This window comes from Streptomyces sp. NPDC045778 (assembly GCF_056431945.1).
In genome coordinates this window covers 13534-29243 of sequence record NZ_JBWKJZ010000048.1, presented here as the reverse complement: position 1 = coordinate 29243, position 15710 = coordinate 13534, and the positions used below count along the sequence as shown (strand labels likewise).

12 protein-coding genes are annotated in these 15710 nt (G+C 72.4%); 7 read left to right on the top strand and 5 right to left on the bottom strand.

Features of this window, described 5'->3' with window-relative positions; all coding sequences use genetic code 11:
• Positions 1-269: 269 nt before the first annotated feature.
• Positions 270-533 (bottom strand): WhiB family transcriptional regulator, encoded by a 264-nt coding sequence (locus AC07GB_RS36875; protein WP_030672713.1) that lies wholly within the window; start codon positions 531-533, stop codon positions 270-272.
• 762 nt (positions 534-1295) lie between these two features.
• Between AC07GB_RS36875 and AC07GB_RS36870 the strand changes: the two genes are divergently transcribed.
• From AC07GB_RS36870 to AC07GB_RS36860, 3 genes are all read left to right on the top strand, one after another.
• Complete coding sequence (locus AC07GB_RS36870; protein WP_478853403.1) at positions 1296-1811, top strand: cysteine dioxygenase; 516 nt, start codon at positions 1296-1298, stop codon at positions 1809-1811.
• Positions 1812-1899: 88 nt separating this feature from the next.
• Positions 1900-2877, top strand: coding sequence for a 2-phospho-L-lactate transferase (gene cofD / locus AC07GB_RS36865; RefSeq protein ID WP_478853401.1), 978 nt, complete (start codon positions 1900-1902; stop codon positions 2875-2877).
• The gene (locus AC07GB_RS36860) at positions 2874-4226 is read left to right on the top strand and encodes a coenzyme F420-0:L-glutamate ligase (RefSeq protein ID WP_478853399.1); all 1353 of its coding nucleotides are present in this window, start codon (positions 2874-2876) and stop codon (positions 4224-4226) included. The genes cofD and AC07GB_RS36860 overlap by 4 nt, the downstream gene beginning before the upstream one ends.
• 10 nt (positions 4227-4236) lie before the next feature.
• Here the strand turns inward: AC07GB_RS36860 and AC07GB_RS36855 are convergent, their stop codons facing one another.
• From AC07GB_RS36855 to AC07GB_RS36845, 3 genes are all read right to left on the bottom strand, one after another.
• Complete coding sequence (locus AC07GB_RS36855) at positions 4237-5241, bottom strand: DNA-3-methyladenine glycosylase family protein (RefSeq protein ID WP_478853397.1); 1005 nt, start codon at positions 5239-5241, stop codon at positions 4237-4239.
• Between the two features lie 263 nt (positions 5242-5504).
• A complete protein-coding gene (manB, locus tag AC07GB_RS36850; RefSeq protein WP_478853395.1) occupies positions 5505-6587 on the bottom strand; it encodes a mannose-1-phosphate guanylyltransferase in 1083 nt (360 codons plus the stop codon).
• A 94-nt stretch (positions 6588-6681) separates the two neighbouring features.
• Positions 6682-8175 (bottom strand): peptidoglycan recognition protein family protein, encoded by a 1494-nt coding sequence (locus AC07GB_RS36845; protein ID WP_478853393.1) that lies wholly within the window; start codon positions 8173-8175, stop codon positions 6682-6684.
• A 139-nt stretch (positions 8176-8314) separates the two neighbouring features.
• On the opposite strand from AC07GB_RS36845, the gene AC07GB_RS36840 reads away from it, so the two are divergent.
• From AC07GB_RS36840 to AC07GB_RS36825, 4 genes are all read left to right on the top strand, one after another.
• Positions 8315-9067 (top strand): TIGR03089 family protein, encoded by a 753-nt coding sequence (locus AC07GB_RS36840; protein ID WP_478853391.1) that lies wholly within the window; start codon positions 8315-8317, stop codon positions 9065-9067.
• Between the two features lie 126 nt (positions 9068-9193).
• The gene (locus AC07GB_RS36835; RefSeq protein ID WP_478853389.1) at positions 9194-10525 is read left to right on the top strand and encodes an LCP family protein; all 1332 of its coding nucleotides are present in this window, start codon (positions 9194-9196) and stop codon (positions 10523-10525) included.
• A 226-nt stretch (positions 10526-10751) separates the two neighbouring features.
• Positions 10752-12560: an LCP family protein gene (locus tag AC07GB_RS36830; RefSeq protein ID WP_478853387.1), complete on the top strand. Its 1809-nt coding sequence runs from the start codon at positions 10752-10754 to the stop codon at positions 12558-12560.
• Between the two features lie 143 nt (positions 12561-12703).
• Positions 12704-14491, top strand: a complete 1788-nt coding sequence (locus AC07GB_RS36825; RefSeq protein WP_478853385.1) for an LCP family protein — start codon at positions 12704-12706, stop codon at positions 14489-14491.
• 34 nt (positions 14492-14525) lie between these two features.
• Here the strand turns inward: AC07GB_RS36825 and AC07GB_RS36820 are convergent, their stop codons facing one another.
• Entirely contained in the window at positions 14526-15566 is a 1041-nt protein-coding gene (locus tag AC07GB_RS36820; protein ID WP_478853383.1) for a glycosyltransferase family 2 protein, read from the bottom strand.
• Positions 15567-15710 lie beyond the last annotated feature (144 nt).

The following is a 15710-nucleotide window of genomic DNA, read 5'->3' as shown; positions in this document are numbered from 1 at the left end:
TGCGGTGGACGCCCGTGCCCTGTGGGGGCTCCGTGGCGTCTCGGACGGGGCCCCACACTAACGGCTGGCGACGCAACGCCCCGCCGCCTGTGGACAACTGAAGGAGTGCCTGGCCGGTATGGATCGGGAGGGCGCACGACGGCGCCGCGCGCCCCCGGAAACGCCGGACGGGCCGGTCCCTGCGCGTCGCAGGAATCGGCCCGTCCGGTAAGCGGGGTCGAGCGGGGTCGGGGGCGGCCGTGGAACGGGGTGTCAGAGGGCCGCCTCCTTCAGACGGCCGCCTTCTTCAGGCGGCGGCGTTCGCGTTCCGACAGGCCGCCCCAGATGCCGAAGCGCTCGTCATTCGCAAGCGCGTACTCAAGGCATTCCGAGCGGACCTCGCAGGCGAGGCAGACCTTCTTGGCCTCGCGCGTGGAGCCGCCCTTCTCGGGGAAGAAGGACTCGGGGTCGGTCTGGGCGCACAGTGCGCGCTCCTGCCAGCCGAGTTCGTCGTCCGCGTCTTCGACCAGCAGTTCCTGAACCAGCTCGGTCATATGCGCCCCTCGTCTGTCTTCGCGTCCCCGTGGTGCTGCCGTTACCGATTTCGGCTGAACGACACGAGTGAAATTACAAGTGTGCCGATCCGGGGCAGTCAAGCCGGGATCTGCTATTGAGCCCCTTATTCACTCTGCGGAACCAAGGCTTTGCGGAAAGTGTTCAAATCTACCTAAACCATGACACCCGCCAGCGGCCGTCCGACGGGCGTCGCACCACGTCCCTCAACGACAGGGACGCCGCGACTCCCACTCCCGTTGCAGCGAACTCGCCGAAGCGAACCGGATCACATGCGGTTCGCATGCGGACCACGGGATCGCGACGGCGGCCGAGCACCGGCCGGCGCGCCGGTTCGAGCGCCGGTTGGTGCGGCTTGTGTCCCCGGAAGCGCCGCACAAACCTTTCACCTGAGAGAACAACCGGATGCGGTGAAACATTGTCCACATTCCGGACATCGAGTTGACAGTCGACGTGTAAGCCGCTGTCCTGGTGGGCATGCTCGCGAAATTGGCGCTTTCCGTGACCCGCAACGGCGGGTCTTCCGGTGCTGCCCCCGCGCGCTGTCGCTGTACCTGTGCGTGTGCCTGTTCCAGCTGTTGAGCCACACCGTCTCCAGCCGTTGAACCGCTGAGCCACCGCCGGGCCCCGGTCACCCCGTCCCCCGCCGCGCGCTCCGCACCAGGCCCGCACCCCCACCGCAGTACCTCCGCTTTCTGCCCGCGACACCCCAGCACTCTTACGTTGAGGAACCACCGCACCCCATGAACAGCGACAGCGACCTCCAGATCGCCGGCGACATCCTCGAAGTCCCGCACCTGCTCCAGCCCCCGCGCGAGCACCCCGTCACCGTGGCGGAGTTCGCCGGACTCGCCCGCGCCATCGCCGCCGACCGCGCCCAGTGGGCGCACCTCGTCCAGTACGACGCCACCAGCCGCTGGTACCACCGCCTGCGCACCGCACCCGGATACGAGGTGTGGCTGCTCTCCTGGGTGCCCGGACAGAGCAGCGGACTCCACGACCACGGCCGCTCGTCCGGCGTACTCACCCTCCTGGAGGGCGAGTTGACCGAGCGCACCCGGCGCGGCACCCGCACCCTCGCCGCGGGGGCGCAGCGCGTCTTCGCACCGGGATACGTCCACGAAGTCGTCAACGACTCCCTGGAACCCGCCGTGAGCCTGCACGTCTACCACCCCGGCCTCACCGAGATGCCGATGCACACAGCGCGTTGCGAGGCACACGCGCCGCGGGACCCGGCGCACGACGCACTCACCGCGTAAGGCGCACAACCGGCGCGATCCCGCCGACGTCACGGCCGATCCCCGGACCGCCTGCCGCGATGTCACACCCGCCTGCGATGCTGGGCACATGCGCATTGTGGTTCTGGCCGGCGGCATCGGCGGCGCCCGCTTCCTCCGCGGACTCAAGAAGGCCGCGCCCGACGCGGCGATCACCGTCATCGGCAACACCGGTGACGACATCCACCTGTTCGGCCTGAAGGTCTGCCCCGACCTCGACACGGTGATGTACACACTCGGCGGCGGCATCAACGAGGAACAGGGCTGGGGCCGCGAGGACGAGACCTTCAAGGTGAAGGAGGAGCTGGCGGCCTACGGCGTCGGACCCGAGTGGTTCGGCCTCGGCGACCGCGACTTCGCCACGCACATCGTGCGCACCCAGATGCTCGCCGCCGGCTATCCGCTCAGCGCCGTCACCGAGGCACTGTGCGAGCGCTGGCAGCCCGGCGTGCGGCTCATCCCCATGTCGGACGACCGCGTGGAGACCCACGTGGCCATCACCGTTCCCGGCAGCGAGACCGGCGAGCGCAAGGCCGTGCACTTCCAGGAGTACTGGGTCCGCCTGCGGGCCTCCGTCGAGGCCCACGCGATCGTGCCCGTGGGCGCCGAGCAGGCCAAGCCCGCGCCCGGCGTCCTGGAAGCCATCGCCGAGGCCGACGTCGTCCTCTTCCCGCCGTCCAACCCCGTCGTCAGCGTCGGCACGATCCTCGCCGTGCCCGGCATCCGCGAGGCCATCGCCGAGGCCGGGGTGCCCGTGGTGGGCCTGTCCCCCATCGTCGGGGACGCGCCCGTGCGGGGCATGGCCGACAAGGTGCTCGCCGCCGTGGGCGTCGAGGCGACGGCCGCCGCCGTCGCCGAGCACTACGGCAGCGGACTGCTCGACGGCTGGCTCGTCGACACGGTCGACGCCGCCACCGTCGACCGCGTCGAGGCCGCGGGCATCCGGTGCCGGGCCATCCCGCTGATGATGACCGACCCCGAAGAGGGCACCGCCGCCGCGGCCATGGCCCGCGAGGCGCTCGCCCTCGCCGAGGAGGTCCGCGCGTGAGCGCCCCGGCGGCCGGCGCGCCGGGGAGCGCCCCGTCGTTCCGGGTCTGGGCCGTGCCCGGGCTGCCCGAGGTCCGCCAGGGCGACGACCTGGCGAAGCTGATCGCCGACGCCGAGCCGGGCCTCGCCGACGGGGACGTCGTCCTCGTCACCTCGAAGATCGTCAGCAAGGCCGAGGGGCGCGTCGTCGCCGCCACCGACCGCGAGGCCGCGATCGACGCCGAGACCGTACGCGTCGTGGCGCGGCGCGGCACCCTGCGCATCGTCGAGAACCGCCAGGGACTGGTGATGGCCGCCGCGGGCGTCGACGCGTCCAACACGCCCGCCGGGACCGTCCTGCTCCTGCCCGAGGACCCCGACGCGTCCGCGCGCGCCCTGCGCGAAGGACTGCGCGACGCGCTCGGCGTGGACGTCGGCGTGCTCGTCACCGACACGTTCGGCCGCCCCTGGCGCGCCGGCCTGACGGACGTCGCCATCGGTGCCGCCGGAGTGCGGGTGCTCGACGACCTGCGCGGCGGCGTGGACTCGTACGGGAATCCGCTCCAGGCCACCGTCGTCGCCACCGCCGACGAGCTGGCCGCCGCCGGGGACCTGGTGAAGGGGAAGGCCGCGGGGCTTCCCGTCGCGGTCGTACGGGGACTGCCGCACGCGGTGCGCGGCCCGTCCGGCCCCGGCACCCCCGAGCACCCGGACACCGGCGCGCGGGCCCTGGTGCGCGACGCCCGGGACGACATGTTCCGGCTCGGCACGAGCGAGGCCGTGCGGGAGGCGCTCGCGCTGCGGCGCACCGTGCGGGAGTTCACCGACGAGCCCGTCGACCCCGGGGCCGTGCGGCGCGCCGTCGCCGCCGCCGTGACCGCGCCCGCGCCGCACCACACGACGCCCTGGCGGTTCGTGCTCCTGGAGTCGGCGGAGTCCCGGGTGCGGCTGCTCGACGCCATGCGGGACGCGTGGGTCGCCGACCTGCGCCGCGACGGCAAGTCCGAGGAGTCCGTCGCCCGCCGCGTCCGCCGCGGAGACGTGCTGCGCAACGCGCCGTACCTGGTGGTCCCCTGCCTCGTCATGGACGGCGCGCACAGCTACGGCGACGAGCGGCGGGACGCGGCCGAGCGGGAGATGTTCGTCGTCGCCGCCGGAGCGGGCGTGCAGAACCTGCTGGTGGCCCTCGCCGGGGAGCGGCTCGGCTCCGCGTGGGTGTCCTCGACGATGTTCTGCCGGGATGTCGTACGGGACGTCCTGGGGCTGCCGCCCGCGTGGGAGCCCATGGGGGCCGTCGCGGTGGGGCACCCCGCGGTGGCGCCGAGCCCCCGGGTCGGGCGGGACGCGGAGGAGTTCGTGGTGGTGCGGTAGCCGGCTCTCCCTAGAGGGCCGCGATGTCGAATTTCGGCATCTTGGGCTTGCGCCTCGACGGCGTGCGGCCGCTCAGGAGGATCAGCCGGGCCGCCCGGTGCCGCTGGCCCTCGTAGGGGGCCAGGAGTTCCAGCATGCGGGCGTCGTCGGCGTCGCGCTCGCCCGCCAGGGCGTAGCCGACGATGCCGGGCAGGTGCAGATCGCCGACGGTGACGGCGTCGGGGGCGCCGTTGCTGCGCTGGACCGTCTCGGCCGAGGTCCAGGGGCCGATGCCCGGGACCAGCTCCAGGCGGGCCCTGGCCGCTTCCGGAGGCATCGCCGCCGCCTCCTCCAGGCGGCCCGCCACCCGGGCGGCGCGCAGGATCGCCGAGGCCCGCTTGTCGTCCACGCCCGCCTTGTGCCACTCCCAGGACGGGATGTGGCGCCACGTCGCCGGGTCCGGCATCACGTGCATGCGGGCCTGCGGCGGCGTCGGGCCGGGGGCCGGTTCGCCGAACGCGCGGACCAGCAGGCGCCAGGCGCGGTAGGCCTCGTCCGTGGTGACCTTCTGTTCGAGGATCGACGGGATCAGGGACTCCATCACCAGGCCGGTGCGGGTCAGGCGCAGGCCCTGGCGGCGGCGCTCGGTGTGGGCGACCAGGCGGTGGCGGGCGGTGAAGTCGCCCGGGGCGTCCGCGGCCCCGAGCAGGTCGGGCAGGGTCTCCAGGAGCCAGTCCGCGCCCGGGCCCCAGGCCTCCGCCTCCGCCGCGCCCGCGCGCAGCGCCACGCGCAGGGTCGCCGGGCCCTGCGGGGTCCTGCTCGCCCGCCAGACGGAGCCGTCCGGGGTGGTGCGGAAGGTGGGGTCGGCGGGGCCCCGGCGCAGCGGGCCGAGGACGAGACCCAGGTCAAGGGGGGCCGCGGGGGCCCAGGTGCGGTGCTTGGCCACGGGGGCGGGCCGGGTCCTGGCCGGGGGCACGAAGGTCTCGCCGCCGCGCACGGTGGTGCGGGTGGGGCGCGGGGCGAAACGGGAGGACATCCGTCGAGGGTAGCCCTCGCGGTGCGCCCCGGGCCCGCCCCTTCCCGATCCGGGGGCTGCCGCCCCCGTACCCCCGCCCTTTCGGCGCTCCGCGCCTCGTCCTCAAATGCCGGACGGGCTGCAAGTATCCGCTGCGCGCCGGAGGTCATCCGCGGGCCGCAGACGGGATCCGGTTCGCACCGGCGACCATCCAGCCCGTCCGGCGTTCGAGGACGAGCGCGCCAGCGCGATGAAAGGGCGGGTGGGTGGGAGAAAAGGGCGGCCTACTGGTCCGAGGAGAAGCGGACCGCTCCCGGCGGGAGCGTGGCTTCGCACCAGACCCGCGCGCCGTCCCGCAGTTCGTTGTCCGCGCCGATGCGGGCGCCGTCGCCCACCACCGCTCCGGTGAGGACCGAGCGGGCCCCCACCGACGCGCGGGCGCCGACGAGGGAGTCGGTGATCACGGCACCGGGCTCGATGACCGCGCCGGACAGGATCGTGCTGCCGTACAGCCGGGCGCCCTCGCCGACCACCGCGTGCTCGCCGATCACCGTGCCGCCGGTCAGCTTGGCGTCGGACGCGACCCGGGCGGACGGCAGGACCAGGCGGTCGCCGCAGCGGCCGGGCACCGCGGGCGACGGGGCGCGGCCGAGGACGAGGTCGGCGGAGCCGCGCACGAAGGCCTGCGGGGTGCCGAGGTCCAGCCAGTACGTCGAGTCGACCATGCCCTGGAGGTGCGCGCCGGAGGCGAGCAGCTCGGGGAAGGTCTCGCGCTCGACGGAGACGGGGCGGCCCGCGGGGATGGTGTCGATGACCGAGCGGCGGAACACGTACGCGCCCGCGTTGATCTGGTCGGTGACGATCTCCTCGGGGGTCTGGGGCTTCTCCAGGAAGGCGAGGACCTTGCCCGACTCGTCCGTGGGGACCAGGCCGTACGCGCGCGGGTCGGTGACCCGGGTCAGGTGCAGCGAGACGTCCGCCCGCGTCCGCTCGTGCTCGGCGACCAGGGCGCGGATGTCCAGTCCTGTGAGGATGTCGCCGTTGAAGACCAGGACGGGGTCCTGGGGGCCGGAGCGGAGGCGCGAGGCCACGTTGCGCAGGGCGCCGCCGGTGCCCAGGGGCTCCTCCTCGGTGACGTACTCGATGTGGAGACCGAGCGCCGAGCCGTCGCCGAAGTACGGCTCGAACACCTCCGCCAGGTACGACGTGGCGAGGACGATGTGGTCCACGCCCGCCGCGCGGGCCCTGGCCAGCTGGTGGGTGAGGAACGGGACACCGGCCGCCGGGACCATGGGCTTGGGTGTGTTCACCGTGAGCGGCCGCAACCGGGTGCCCTTGCCGCCGACCAGGAGGATCGCTTCTGTCACCTGTCGTCTCTGCTTCCTGCTGGGGCCGGCCGAACTGTGTTTCGGCCGGCCAGTGTATGCAGACGTGTATGCGGACCGTGCGGTGCGATCGGCCTCAGCGGCCCTGGTAGCGCGCCGACGCGGTGCGGGCCGTGCCGAGCTTGTTGTAGAGGCGCCGGCCCGGGCACTCCGTGGCGAACCCGTCCCGATGGCCGGAGATCACATGCAGCCGGACCCTCGTGCCTTTCCTGTAGAGGTTGCCACCTCCGGACTTCAGGTATGTGGTGCCGCGGGGATTCGCCCCGAACAGGCCGAGCTTCCACGCCGTGAGGCGGGCGACGGCGGTGACCGCGGCCTTCGGCGGGGCGGCACCGGTGTAGGTGCCGAGGACGGCGATGCCCATGCTGTTGGTGTTGAAACCGAGGGTGTGGGCGCCGAGGACCGCCTTCGCCACGCCACCGGCGCGGCCTTCGTAGATGTTTCCGCACTTGTCGACGGCGAAGTTGTAGCCGATGTCGCGCCAGCCACTGCTCTGGACGTGGTAGCGGTAGATACTGCGCAGGACGGAGGGCGCCTGTGAGCAGCGGTAGTTGTTGCCGGTCGCGCTGTGGTGCACGAAGGCGGCCTTGACGGTCTTCGTGTACGCGAAGTTCCGCTCGCGGAGCCGCTCGTCGGCGCCCCAGCCGCGGCGGGTGACGATGCGCGGGCGCGGGCCGACGTAAGGCCTGGCCCCGGGGGTGTCGGGAAGGCCGCGGGCGGCGAGCAGGTCGGCCCGGGTGCGCTCCTTCGTCAGCTCGGGGACGGTCGGGGCGCCGAGCGGGGCGAGGTCGGCGTTCACGGCGGAGGAGGCGGCGGCCTCGGCGGTCAGGGTGTTGGCGCGCGGGGCGTCGGCCGGGGCGCCGCCGGGCGGCGGCTCGGCCCCGGGGTCCACCAGCTCCAGACGCAGCCCGGCGGGCAGGGGGCGCAGGCTGTCGGCCGCCGGGGCCGGGGCGCCCTCTTCACCTTCCGGAGCCCGGCCGACCTCGTCACCTTCCGGAGCCCGGCCGACCTCGTCACCTCCCGGGGCCCGGCCGCCCTCATCGCCTCCCGGGGCCCGGCCGACCTCATCGACCGGCTCACCCGCGCGACCGTCCGGCGTGCGCCCCGCGTCGAGCGCCCGTACGCGCACCTCCACTCCGTCCGAGTCCCCCACCCACAGCGGCGCCGTCGCCCCGCGCACCCGGCCGGAGTCGCGCTCGGCGGTGCCGGGGTCGGCGGCGTGCTCGTGGTTGTGCGTCTCGACGTCCTGCCAGGTGGACCAGACCGTGGTGCCGGTGGCGCGGGTACGGACCTGGACACTGCCGTGCAGTTCGGCGTCCGGGTCGTCCCACACGACGCCGACCAGCGAGAACGGCCGTACGTCACGCCGGTGCAGGCCCTCCGTGCGGGCCGCGCCGCCCGCGCGGTCGGAGCCGAGCGGGGCCAGCGGGAGCGACTGGGTGCTGCCGGGCAGCGCGTCCGCCGCGGGCGGCGCGGCGGCCGTGGCGGCGGCCGTCGAAGGGAGGGCGAGGGGCAGGGTCAGCGCCGCCGCGCAGGTGACACCGATCGAGGAAGCAAGGAATCCACGCATGCAGACGATCGTCCGCATATCGGGTCATATCTGTCCATTGGGGAATTGACGGTCCGTCGGCCAGGAGTCGGCCGAACCGGTGGCCTCAACTGCCCCGCCCGCACGGGCGACACGCGGGTGCCCGCGTACCCTTGCGGCCGTGAACGCCAACGACCGCACCCCTGCCGACCTGCTGCGATCCGCGCTCGCCGCCGACCCGGCGCGCCCGCTCGTCACGTACTACGACGACGCCACGGGCGAGCGCGTGGAATTGTCCGTGGCCACCTTCGCCAATTGGGTGGCCAAGACCGCCAATCTGCTCCAGGGCGACCTGGCCGCCGAGCCGGGCGACCGGCTCGCCCTGCTGCTTCCCGCGCACTGGCAGACGGCCGTGTGGCTGCTCGCCTGTTCCTCGGTGGGCGTCGTCGCGGACGTCGGCGGCGACCCGGCCCGCGCCGACCTCGTCGTCAGCGGCCCCGACACGCTGGAGGCGGCGCGGGCCTGCTCCGGGGAGCGGGTGGCGCTCGCGCTGCGGCCGCTCGGCGGGCGCTTCCCGCAGACCCCGGACGGGTTCGTCGACTACGCGGTGGAGGTGCCGAGCCAGGGCGACCGCTTCGCGCCGTACGCGCCCGTGGACCCGGACGAGCCCGCCCTCGCCGTCGCCGGGGACGAGCTGACCGGGGCCGAGGTGGTGGCGCGGGCCCTGGACGACGCCACGGGGCTGGGGCTCGCGACCGGGGCGCGGCTGCTGTCCGGCCGCCCCTACGACAGCTGGGAGGGGCTGAGCGCCGGCCTGTACGCGCCGCTCGCCTCCGGTGGCTCGGTGGTGCTGTGCCGCCATCTCGACCGGCTCGCGGAGGGCGGCCTGGAGAAGCGGGTGGAGGCGGAGCGGGTCACCTCGACGGCGCGGTAGCCGGGGCGGGCCGCGCCCCGGGCCCCTCACCCGTTCGGCCCACCATCCGCGGGCCCCCCGCCGCCTCGCGGGTCATGGTCGTAGGAGCGCCATGACCCGACGCAGCCACGAGGGGTGGACCCACACGTGACCGACAGCACGTACGGACCGGGCGCGGGGGCGAGTCCGTCGGGGCTCGGTACGCGCCGCCGCAGACGACGCTGGCTGCGGTACGCCGGGGTCGCCACGGCCGTGGTCGTACTGGCGGCGGGCGGGGCCGGCTGGGCCGTGTACCAGAAGCTCGACGGGAACATCACGGAGGACACCGACGCCGCCGCGGAGCTGGCACGCTACGAGAAGGAGCGGCCGACCCCGCTCGTGCACGACGCGCAGAACATCCTCCTGATCGGCTCGGACACCCGCTCGGGACGCGACAACCGCAAGTACGGGCGCGACCTCGGCACCCAGCGCTCGGACACCACGATCCTGCTGCACCTGGCCGCCGACCGGCAGAGCGCCACCGCGGTGTCGCTGCCGCGCGACCTGATGGTGCACATCCCGGGCTGCCGGCGCCCGGACGGCTCCCGGACCCGGGCCCAATTCGCGCAGTTCAACTGGGCGTTCGAGTTCGGCGGCACGGCCTGCACGATCCGTACGGTGGAGAAGCTCACGAACGTCCGCGTCGACCATCACATGGTCGTGGACTTCGCCGGGTTCAAGGACATGGTGGACGCCGTCGACGGTGTGGACGTGTGCCTCGCGGAGCCGGTGGACGACGCCGCCGCGAAGCTGCGGCTGCCCGCGGGACGGCAGACCCTCGACGGCGAGCAGGCCCTCGGTTTCGTACGCGCCCGCAAGTCGCTCGGCAACGGCAGCGACACCGAACGCATGGACCGGCAGCAGGAGTTCCTCGGCGCGCTCGTCAACAAAGTACGCAGCAATGACGTCCTGCTGAATCCGGTGAAGCTCTATCCCGTCCTGGACGCGGCCACGTCGTCGCTCACCACGGACCCGGGACTCGCGAGCCTGCGCGGTTTGTACGAACTGGTGCGCGGGCTGCGTAATATCCCCACAGAACGGGTTCAATTCCTCACGGTGCCGCGCCGCTCGTACACGTACGACCCGAATCGGGACGAGCTGGTGGAGCCCGAGGCCGACGAACTCTTCACCCGTCTCCGCCGGGACGAGCCGGTGCAGGTGACCCGCGCACGGCCGGACGCCGCGAAGGTCTCGACCACCGAGGACACCGCGAACACCTCGAACATCTCGAACACCTCGAACAGCGACGAATCCTCGTACGAGAACGGTGACGACGGCGGGGAGTACGAGGAAGAGGACGACTCCGGACCCTACGAAAACGGCGGAAACGGCGAAGACGGCGGCGAGTGGAGCGACGAGAAGCCGGACGACCCCACGCACACGCCGAGTCCGGCGCCCACGTTCCGGGGCAACACGGCCGCCGGATCCGCCTGTACGTAATCCGAACACCGGGTGGACAGGGCCGCGCGGCCAAGAAATTGGGCGGATTGCCCAGTTGTAGGGGAGTGGAATTTGTCACCGGCGTCGCTGGACGCTGAACTGGGCGGATACTGTGAGCCGATCCGGTGTCCGGCCGATGGGCCGCACACCGTTGGTACGACTGGACCGAGCGCCTTCTTAAGGGGGGTAAGGCGCCGCGTGGCCCTGACGGAGGACGCAAACAACCGTGGACGCGCAAGGCCGTGGGCGGGCAGAGGGCATTGATCCCGCAGATCAGTGGGTGCTCAATCCGCAGACCGGCGACTACGAGCTGCGACTGACCCCTTCCGCAGAGCAGTCAGCACCCCAGACCGGCGTACCGGGCCCGCGCAGGGCGGCGCCGCGGCGCGGAGCCCCGCGCCCCGCGGAGCCACAGCACGGCACGCCGCAGCAGGGCGCGCCGCGCCCGGGCGCCCGCGGCTCCGAGCGGCCGGGAGGCGCCGACCGCCCGGGCGGCAGGGGCGGCGGCCGCGAGCAGGTGCCGGGCCAGCGCAGGCGCCGCGCCGCGCCGGAGGCGGCGGGCAGCCGCCGCAAGGGCAAGGCCAAGAAGAAGAAGTCCACGGGCAAGCGGATACTGGCGTGGACCGGGGGCACGGTCGCCTTCGTGGTCATCGCGGCCGGTGTCGGCGGCTATCTGTACTACCAGCACCTCAACGACAACATCACGTCCGTCTCCGACGACGGCGCGGGCACCGGCGGCTTCAGCAAGGACCGCGCGATCAACATCCTGCTCGTGGGCACGGACGAGCGCAGCGGCGACGGCAACAAGGGCTACGGCGACGAGGGCAGCGTCGGGCACGCGGACACCACGATCCTGCTGCACGTGTCCAAGGACAGGTCCAACGCGACCGCCCTGAGCATCCCCCGGGACCTGATCACCGACATCCCGGACTGCCCCACCGAGCAGGACGACGGCTCCACCAAGACGATCCCGGGCTCGCAGAAGGTCCGCTTCAACGAGAGCCTCGGGCAGAACGAGCGCACGCCCAGCTGTGTCATGCGCACGGTCACGAAGATCACCGGCATAGAGCTGGACCACTTCATGGTGGCCGACTTCAACGCGGTCAAGACGCTGTCCAGCGCGGTCGACGGCGTGGACGTGTGCCTCGCCAAGGACTTCGACGACCCCAAGTCGCATCTGAAGCTGCCCGCGGGCAAGCACTCGATCGAGGGCGAGGAGGCGCTGGCGTTCGTCCGGACCCGCTACACCGTGGGCACCGGCGGTGACCTCAGCCGGATCCAGCTCCAGCAGCAGTTCCTCAGCTCCCTGATGCGCAAGCTGAAGTCGAACGACACCCTGACGAACCCGAAGAAGATGATAAGTCTGGCGGAAGCGGGCACGAAGGCGCTCACCGTCGACTCCAAGATCGCCGACATAATGAAACTCCGTGACCTCGGCATGGAGCTGGGCAAGTTCGACATGAAGAACCTGACCTTCGCGACGACCCCGGTGGTCGACAACCCCGCCGAGAAGAAGCCCGTCACGGTCGTGCTGAACAAGGCCAAGTCCGACGAGCTGTTCTCGATGCTGCGCGAGGACGTGTCCCTGACCGAGGTCAAGAAGAAGGAGAAGAAGGAGAAGGCCGCCGTGGCCGCGCGCCTGAAGGGCCCGCGCGCACAGGCGGGTGACGTCCGCGTCGACGTCTACAACGGCAGCGAGCGGATCGGCGCCGCTCAGGAAACTCTCAGCTGGTTGCAGAACACTGAGGGCGTGACGAAGTCCACCCAGCTCGGCAACGCGGGCAAACAGGCCAAGACGACCGTGGAGTACGGCTCCGGCCAGGCCGCCGAGGCCCGGAAGCTGGCCGACCTCATGGGGCTGCCCGCCGCCGCCCTGAAGCCGGGCAAGAGCGAGAAGAACGCCCAGGGGCTGCCGGCGATCGTGCTGACCCTCGGTGCCGACTTCAAGGGCGCGGGGGTACCCGTGAAGGCGCCGTCGAAGGTGCCGGACGGCGTCCAGAAGGTCGAGGCCGACAAAACCGTGTGTGCCAAGTGACCTGAGGCGGTCGTTTCACGTCTCACAGAACGCCCCGGTGGTTGAAGCGTGACATATCGCGTCGGCTGCCGGGGCGGCGGCAGCTCGCCGCAAGTGGCCGCGGGTGAGCCACACTTGGGAAGCACGGCGGGGAGGTACAGGGGATGGGGCAGAACAGCGTGCGTGGGGAGGGAGTGTCCTCGGGGGCGGACACTCGCGACGCCACGCGTGAGCGGTCCCGCGCGAAAGGCAGCCGCCCGGCGAGCGACACCCGGGACGCGGAGCCGCACGCGCGGGACACGAAGGGCCGGGGGCGGCCGCGCGGCCGAGGGAAAGAGGGCGAGGCGACGCCCCGCGGCGGAGGGAAAGAGGGCGAGGCGACGCCCCGCGGCAGAGGGAAAGAGGGCGAGGCGGCACCTCGCGGCAAAGGGGCCGAAGGCGTCAGCAGCCGGACGCGGCGCACGGCCCCCCGGCGCAAACGGCGGGTGCTCCGCTGGTCGGCGACCGTCCTCGCGGTGCTGATACTCGGCACGGCCGGCGCCGGATACCTGTACTACCAGCACCTCAACAGCAACCTCGAGACGGACGACCTGAACCTGGGCGACCACCGGGCCCCCGCGCCCACGCCCAACGCGGCGGGCCAGACCCCGCTCAACATCCTCCTGATCGGCTCGGACGCGCGGGACTCCAAGGAGAACCGGAAGCTCGGCGGCGCCAAGGACACCTTCGGCGGCCCCCCGCTCGCCGATGTGCAGATGCTGCTCCACCTGTCGGCGGACCGCACCAACATGTCGATGATCAGCATGCCCCGCGACACGCTCCTGACCATCCCCAAGTGCACGGACCCGGACGACGGCAAGGTGTACGAGGAGACCGGGCCGCGCACGATGACGAACGAGTCCCTGGGGCGCGGCGGCCCCGGCTGCACGGTCGCCACCTGGGAGAAGCTGACGAACATCCGTATCGACCACTTCATGATGGTCGACTTCTCCGGCGTGGTGTCGATGGCCGACGCCATCGGCGGCGTCCCCGTGTGCGTGGACAAGAACATCCACTCGCGCACCAGCACGGGCAAGGGCTCCGGCCTGAAGCTGCCCAAGGGCACCTCGAAGATCCAGGGCGAGCAGGCCCTCCAGTGGCTGCGTACGCGCTACGGCTTCGAGGACGGCAGCGACATCGGCCGCGCCAAGGCCCAGCACATGTACATGAACTCGCTGGTCCGCACCCTGCGTGACAACGCGAGCCTGACCAGCCCCAACCGGCTGCGCAAGCTCGCCGAGAACGCGACGAAGGCCCTGAAGGTCGACCCGGGCCTCGGCTCGGTCCTGAAGCTCTACGACCTCGGCAACGAGCTGAAGAAGGTCTCGCCCGAGCGCACCACGATGACCACGATGCCGTTCGAGTACTCGGGTTCACGCGTGGTGCCCAAGCCGGGCGACGCCGAGCAGCTGTTCCGCCTCGTACGCGACGACATCTCCCTGGACGGCAGGGACAAGAGGAAGAAGGCGAAGGAGAAGCCGTCGGACGACCCGGCCGCGCCGGACGCCGACATCGCGGTGCAGATCCAGAACGGCACCCGCACCGCCACCGAGCCGCCGGTCAGCGGCCGGGCGAGCGCGGTCGCGCGGCTGCTCGCGGCCGGAGGCTTCACCAAGGCGGCACCGGACACGGCGACGGCCCTCACCGAGGCCAGGACGGTGGTGCGCTATCCGACGGTCGACCTGGAGGGCGACGCCCAGCGGGTCGCGAAGTCCCTCGGCCTGCCGCTGAGCGCGGCCAAGAAGTCGACCGACGTCTCCGGCGTCACGCTGGTCGTGGGCGCCGACTGGCGCGAGGGCGACAAGCCGGAGAAGGCGAAGAAGCAGAACGACTCGACACCGAAGTCGGCGGACGCGCTCAACGGCTCCGACAAGAAGGCGTGCATGAAGGTGGACCCGAACTTCACCTGGTGAGGCGGAAGTCCGGGTCCGGACGCGGGCTGCGGGGTCAGGCTTCCTGGGGCTTGCGGTCCGTACCGAGGACCGCGGGGCGGCGCGAGGCGATGACCTTCTTGGCGAGCGCACGCGGGCTGGTGAGGAAGCCCCAGCCCCACGACATGTGCATCGTGGCGAGGGCCACCGGGATCTGGAGGCGCGCCTTCAGGGGCAGGCCCTTGCCCGCGGGCACCGACCCGGCGACGATGGCCGCCAGATAGCCGCCGGGGATCACGAAGCCCCACGGCGTCAGGGCGGCGCCCACGACCAGGCCCGCGGCGATGGCGCACACGGCCGTCGGCGGCGCGAGGTAGCGCAGGTTGATGGAGCCCTCGTGGTAGCGGGCGACGACGTGCCGCCAGCGGCCGTAGTCCTTGTACTGCTTGGCGAGGGCCTTCACGCTCGGGCGCGGCCGGTAGGAGACCTTCAGCTCGGGCGAGAACCAGATGAGGCCGCCCGCCTCGCGGATGCGGAAGTTCAGCTCCCAGTCCTGGGCGCGGATGAACTCCTCGTTGTACCCGCCCTGTTGTTCGAGGGCCTCGCGGCGGAAGACGCCCAGATAGACCGTCTCGGCCTGCTGGGCGTCGCCGCCCGTGTGGAAGGCGGCGTTCCCCACGCCGATCTTCGAGGTCATGGCGGCGGCGACGGCGTGCTCCCAGTCGTTCTGCCCCTCGGCGTGCATGATGCCGCCCACGTTCATCGCGCCGGTCTCCTCCAGGAGGCGCACGGCGGTGGTGATGTAGCCGGGGGAGAGCGCGGCGTGGCCGTCCACGCGCACCACGACCGGGTGGCGCGAGGCCTTGATGGCCGCGTTCAGCGCCGCGGGCGTACGTCCCGTGGGGTTCGGGACCGTGTGCACACGGGGGTCCTCGGCGACCAGCTCGGCGGCGATCTCGTCCGTGCGGTCGGTGGAGGGGCCGAGTGCGACGACGACCTCCATCTCACCCGCGTACTCCTGGCGGAGGATCGCGTGGACGGCTTCGCGCAGGTGCCGCTCCTCGTTGAGGACCGGCATGATCACGGAGACGGCGGGAGGCTGACCGTCAGAATTCACGTGCGGAGTTTCCTTCTCGTCTCGCGGCCGGGCTCCCGGGGACGCCCCCGGGAAATGCAGCATCGGGCGTCACGTTACCGCGAACGGGGGACACGGGCGCGCGCCATCCGGGTCGTACCCCGGGCCGCAGATCGTATGGGCCTA

What these genes read in the sequence shown, in the direction of transcription:
- AC07GB_RS36875 (WP_030672713.1), bottom strand. Translation starts at nt 533, where the DNA reads ATGACCGAGCTGGTTCAGGAACTGCTGGTCGAAGACGCGGACGACGAA.
- AC07GB_RS36870 (WP_478853403.1), top strand. Translation starts at nt 1,296, where the DNA reads ATGAACAGCGACAGCGACCTCCAGATCGCCGGCGACATCCTCGAAGTC.
- cofD (WP_478853401.1), top strand. Translation starts at nt 1,900, where the DNA reads ATGCGCATTGTGGTTCTGGCCGGCGGCATCGGCGGCGCCCGCTTCCTC.
- AC07GB_RS36855 (WP_478853397.1), bottom strand. Translation starts at nt 5,241, where the DNA reads ATGTCCTCCCGTTTCGCCCCGCGCCCCACCCGCACCACCGTGCGCGGC.
- AC07GB_RS36845 (WP_478853393.1), bottom strand. Translation starts at nt 8,175, where the DNA reads ATGCGTGGATTCCTTGCTTCCTCGATCGGTGTCACCTGCGCGGCGGCG.
- AC07GB_RS36825 (WP_478853385.1), top strand. Translation starts at nt 12,704, where the DNA reads ATGGGGCAGAACAGCGTGCGTGGGGAGGGAGTGTCCTCGGGGGCGGAC.